General features: G+C 58.1%; 6 protein-coding genes and 1 CRISPR repeat array. All 6 genes read right to left on the bottom strand.

Annotated elements, in window-relative coordinates:
- Window positions 1–110: 110 nt before the first annotated feature.
- A complete protein-coding gene (locus ACP5J3_RS10725; RefSeq protein WP_428495687.1) occupies window positions 111–362 on the bottom strand; it encodes a hypothetical protein in 252 nt (83 codons plus the stop codon).
- Window positions 359–1,441: an ATP-binding protein gene (locus tag ACP5J3_RS10720; RefSeq protein ID WP_428495686.1), complete on the bottom strand. Its 1,083-nt coding sequence runs from the start codon at window positions 1,439–1,441 to the stop codon at window positions 359–361. The genes ACP5J3_RS10725 and ACP5J3_RS10720 overlap by 4 nt, the downstream gene beginning before the upstream one ends.
- Complete coding sequence (gene cas5a, locus ACP5J3_RS10715) at window positions 1,431–2,237, bottom strand: type I-A CRISPR-associated protein Cas5a (RefSeq protein ID WP_428495685.1); 807 nt, start codon at window positions 2,235–2,237, stop codon at window positions 1,431–1,433. Before cas5a ends, ACP5J3_RS10720 begins: the two co-directional genes overlap by 11 nt.
- On the bottom strand, window positions 2,215–3,342 hold the full coding sequence (locus tag ACP5J3_RS10710) for a DevR family CRISPR-associated autoregulator (RefSeq protein WP_428495684.1): 1,128 nt from the start codon (window positions 3,340–3,342) through the stop codon (window positions 2,215–2,217). Before ACP5J3_RS10710 ends, cas5a begins: the two co-directional genes overlap by 23 nt.
- A complete protein-coding gene (locus ACP5J3_RS10705; RefSeq protein ID WP_428495683.1) occupies window positions 3,339–3,746 on the bottom strand; it encodes a hypothetical protein in 408 nt (135 codons plus the stop codon). Before ACP5J3_RS10705 ends, ACP5J3_RS10710 begins: the two co-directional genes overlap by 4 nt.
- 133 nt (window positions 3,747–3,879) lie before the next feature.
- Window positions 3,880–4,080, bottom strand: a complete 201-nt coding sequence (locus ACP5J3_RS10700; RefSeq protein ID WP_428495682.1) for a hypothetical protein — start codon at window positions 4,078–4,080, stop codon at window positions 3,880–3,882.
- A 327-nt stretch (window positions 4,081–4,407) separates the two neighbouring features.
- Window positions 4,408–4,908: direct repeats of the CRISPR family, unit length 24 nt; unit sequence TTTCAACTATCTTTTGATTTCTGG.
- Window positions 4,909–4,961: the final 53 nt, after the last annotated feature.

Here is a 4,961-nt window from a genome sequence, read left to right as displayed (position 1 = left end):
AAATACAGGGGCGTCTTCGAAACCCTCAACAACGTCTCCCGTCGTGTATCTGAACAACGACGCGACGAGTTCGACGGCCAACGCGCTCAGAGGCGGTAGACGGGCTACGCTCATCTCCGCCTCCGGAACATCATAGCGCTTTTAACCCTACTGAGGAAGGATTTCGCGAATCCTTTCGCAGGTTCAAATTTCTTTTTCACATATTCAACAGGCGACATAACCTCCCTTTTCATGAGCTCGCCCTCTATTGAAATAAGCGTATCGATCCGTTTCCTTACTTCTTCGCAGTCGCCAGACATCTCGACCTCTTTCTTAATAAAGGGGGCTTGTACCCCAACCGAAGCTCTGCACTCAACGCTCATACGGCTTGGCGGCACATTTCGGCCTCCGGCCAGGCGAGTTTTTCACAGAGCTCTTGGTAGTAGCGATCCTCTACCTTGTCCAGATCCACGAACCCTATGCGGAACTTGTTGGGTTTATCTACCAGCTCGGACAGCCTAGTGTCGTAAGTTATGGCGTAGGCCCTCCTCGCCACGCTTAAGCTCTCCAGGCGGTGAGTCGACGCGTATACTGCCACGTCGCTACGATCGGCCTCTTTAAGCGCATTGCTAAGCCGCCTTCCGTCAAGGCCGTCGAAGGCATCGTCAATATACACCATTGGTATCGCCGAGACCCCTCTCCTCGCCGCCGCCTCCCTCATGCGGGACAGCGCCTCGGGCCACGTCTTTATCAAAGCCGCGGAGATCTCGCCTAGGCTATGCACATTGTAAATCACCTTAGATCCAAATATCTCGGCGATCTCCAGCCGCAACTCCTCGGGCACCGACAGCTCCTCTGTATAACAGGGAGATACGATTCTCTCCGCCACCATGTAGGAAGCCGGCGGGAGAACCGCCGCAAGCGGCTCACACGGCTCATAGCGCCGGCTAAGCGCCTCTGTCAGTATGCCGCCTCCCAAAAACAAGTCGTATTTCATTCTCTCGGGCAGAGCCGCTACATGCGCCGCGGCGTAAGCCAGCCTCTCTCTGAGTTCTGCACTTCCCCTCACCGCCTCCCCGCCCACTTCCCTCCCATTTATCTCGACGCGCAATCTCGCAAGACGCCCCTCTTCGATGACAGCATTAATTTTCAAGTCATCGCCGAACTCATGAGGAGCCAACCTGAGCTCGTATGTAAAGCTCAGAGGCCTCAACCCCGTTCCGAAAAACAGTATATCGCGCAGATCTCTGTAGCCGCCCCCCAAGAGCTCGGCTAGGATGTTGGCGGTGCCGAGCCACAGCGCCTCGGCGAATAGCGTCTTGCCGCTTCCCGTCACGCCTATGATGATCGTTAGGCCTAGACGCGGCGAGAAGCCGTCGATTACGCCGTCCTCAGCGCGCAGAACGGTGCGTTCAATCAACACCTCTCCGTCGAGCTTTGCGTTGGTGACCTTAATAATCATACGGATACGTCCTACCTCTGCATATCTTAAAATTAACCCTCCCCCTCAACGTAGCGCAGTGGGGGAATTCCGGTTGCGACGCGGCCCAGGCGCCGACAGGCACGGCGTAGCGCACCTTCTCAGCCTCAGCGCGTCTACTCGTCCACGTCCTCATGTCGCGCCAGTCTAAAAACTCCGTCTCGGCCCAGGGGTCTGGCAGCTCCACGTCCTTTCTTAGGGGGAAATACGGACACGGCTCGCGTTCATTTAGCCCGTCTTTACACTCTTCTAAAGGCGTGAAGGACACCCTCTCGACCGCCACAATCCCCTCCGCCGGCCCGATCCTCGTGATGGAGTGGGCCGCTACGGCCAGCTCCTTGGGCTTTAGGGGACAGTCGGCGTCTATTAGGAAAGCCGCCTCGGCAGTCACGCCGGGCGCGTAGGCCTTCCCCAAGTCCCTCACCCCAAACCACTGCGAACGGTCTTCGAGGTTCTCCCCCCTTATATACGGCGCCTGGAAATACCTAGTCTTGTCTACCGCCGTGGTGACGACGCCCTCCAGCACTCTGTAATAAACGGCGGCGATGCACTTGGCGATATCGGGCGCCAGCGGCACCTCGTACACGCCGCCTCTAAGTATAACCTCGGGCACCGGGACCCCCCTGGCCCTCGCCAACTGCGCAACCCCCCTCGCCAGCGCCCCCACCAGCGTGGTGGGAGGCGGGAGGCTCATGGTGGGCTGCCTGGCGCTGAAGATCGGCACCCTCGCCCAGAACCCCCAGTGGAACCTAAACTCAACGCTGAGAATACCCCGCATACTCTACGCCCAGCTCGACGAACTTCTTAATGAATTCGCCTAAATCCCCCACGCGCTCTACGGCATCTCCCTGGCCCTCCTCCGCACCTCCCCCGTCGCGCTCCGCCGGGTAGATCAACACACTATACGAGACCTCGCCGAGGACCTCGCGGTATACCTCGGCCTTGCTGGAGGCGAGGTCTACTGTGCGTTTTTGATATTCCTCATCCACCGCAGGCGCCGCCGCGATCGGCATCGGCTTCGAGAAGACGGCCACTGCGCTGTCCAGCGACCAAAGCGGTTTAAACGAGCTCCAATGGCCCCCAACGCGGGAATTCCCGACGAGGACGTCTATAATGCTGATCAAAGCCGCTCTTAGCCTCTTCTCGCGGTCATTCATCACGATGCACCCGCCGTCCGCTGGGACAGCGCCGATGCGCCAGAGCTCCACGTTTACCCCCAGCGCGTATAAAGCAGAGCTCGACTCAATATTGTAAATAGCTTGCGCCTGCTCCTCACCCCTACTTCGAAGCGCCCGCTGTGCGTTCGGGGCGTGTCTGACATGGAACTGCACGTCGAAGCCGTAAAGCGGCCTCCCCCCGTGTATTACAGGCACCATGTAGCCCACCTCCAAGACCGAAGTCCTCTTCACGGGGGTTTCGAGAGGCGATAGGAAGCCCCCGACGTCCTCAACCACGCAGAGCTCCACGATCCGAGCCTCGGCGTCGGCAAGCCTCCTCTTCGCGGCCTCCTCCAGCTGAGATCTCAGATCCCCCAACAACGACACGACGCCGTGTTTAACAAACTCGTGTCTCCTGCAGTCGTCGCATACTGGAAGCCCCATTCGAGAAGCCAAATCCGCCAGCCTCGCCTGTATCGCATGGCGGAGGGCCTCCCCCGAGATCACAGGCACCGTCCTCAGCTCGTATCGGCCAGGCCCAGTCTTGTAAATCACCGACGCCTTCCTGTGCCTCACCACATTGCCCAGAGACTCCACCATGTTCATCGCCTCTACGTTCACCAACACCCTCGCAGATATGGAGATGAACGAAGGCTCGGGGCAACTACCCCCCTGGCGCTCGGCGCCCCCCGCGCCCACGGCCTCGCCGCGCCTCTTCGCCGTCATGACCTCCTCCCAGATCTGGCGAGCGCCACAGCAACCAGAGCGCTAGGCCTCAGCTCGCCGCTCTTCAACGCCCGGCGCAAACGTTCAAGCTCGTCGGCAGTAGGCAACCTCGGACATCTAACTCTCAGGCGGCCCCCCTCAACACACCTCGGCCCGCAGAGAAACTTGTAGAGCTCCACCTCATCCGGCTTTAACTCGTCCTCGTGGCATATCCCCCCCGGCCTGTAGGACCTGTAGATGGCGCTCAGAATTTGTTGCAGAATCTCAAGGGCGGAGTCGGCGTCGGGAGCAGAGGCGAATTTATCAATGTCTGAAAGCCTGCCGCTACGCCTCAAGAAACGCAGAACCGACAAGACGCCCGGGTAGGCCCTCTCCAGTTCCTCCCCCACCAATAAACCCCCCATAAATTAAAAATACGTACAGTATAAAAAACTATATGTTAAAGACTTTATAGACAGTCAGTCTGCAAGGACACGAGACAAATATCTGCCCTGGAGTTTGACTTCACGTAGTAGTCGTCGCCGGCCTCCACCCAACCTAGCGGCGGCCGGCCCACAACACCTGAAGATACAAGAAGCTGTGAGAAGCACAGAACTCACCGCTAGGGGGATGCGCGGCGCCAAGCCCCACAAACGACGTCTGGACCTGCGCCGAGGCCGCAACTCCGCTCTTCGCTAAGAGCCAAGCGGCGGTCGACATAAGCGGAGGAGTTAGGGCCCTCAGCCTCTGCCTCTTCACCGCGGCGCCACCCGCCGAAGAGCTCGCAGGCGTAGAGATAAAAGCCGCGTACACCCAGGCGGAGCCGTCTTCCCCGTAAACACGGGACCCCTTGAATTCGCCACGTCGCCTAGAGACGCCAGGTCGAGAGCGAAGAGGGCCGCCCCCTCGGCCGAGAGTCCCAGGGAGGGTACGGCAAGAAGCTCACACGGCAGACGGAAAAATACGGCCTGGCTAAGAAGGGCTCATTGACCCCAGCCGGCAAGGCGATAGAGGCGTATCTCCAACTCCGCCGATAGACGCCATATCCATCGTCCGCAATGGCGTGTAATGATTGCCGGGATAAAGTTTCAACTATCTTTTGATTTCCGGACCGCTACCTCCGCCCTCTCCTCCCTGGCCGACTCCAGCATTTCAACTATCTTTTGATTTCTGGGACACGTTTGAACGATTTCTTAAGGGAAGGGTGTTTAAGCGGTTGTTTCAACTATCTTTTGATTTCTGGAAAGGCGCATGTGCCGGTCAACGACAGCAATATTGTCGTGAGGTTTCAACTATCTTTTGATTTCTGGCGCTGTCTGGGCTTCAAGGGGTATTGAGGGCGCCTGTGATTGCGTTTCAACTATCTTTTGATTTCTGGCCACGAGCCTGGTTATTAGACACCGTAATTACCGCTTGACTCACGTTTCAACTATCTTTTGATTTCTGGCGGAGTTGACCCAGAGCCACTGCCCCACGCGCGCCACCGCGATACCACTTTCAACTATCTTTTGATTTCTGGCGGTGTTTTTCAACGCGGGGGTCGCGGCGGTGGCGGAGGGCTACTTTCAACTATCTTTTGATTTCTGGCGCTGTCTGGGCTTCAAGGGGTATTGAGGGCGCCTGTGATTGCGTTTCAACTA

Source organism: Pyrobaculum sp., assembly GCF_049971835.1.
Taxonomy (GTDB): domain Archaea; phylum Thermoproteota; class Thermoprotei; order Thermoproteales; family Thermoproteaceae; genus Pyrobaculum.
The sequence above is the reverse complement of the archived record's forward strand: the minus strand, read 5'-3'. Positions and strand labels throughout refer to the sequence as shown.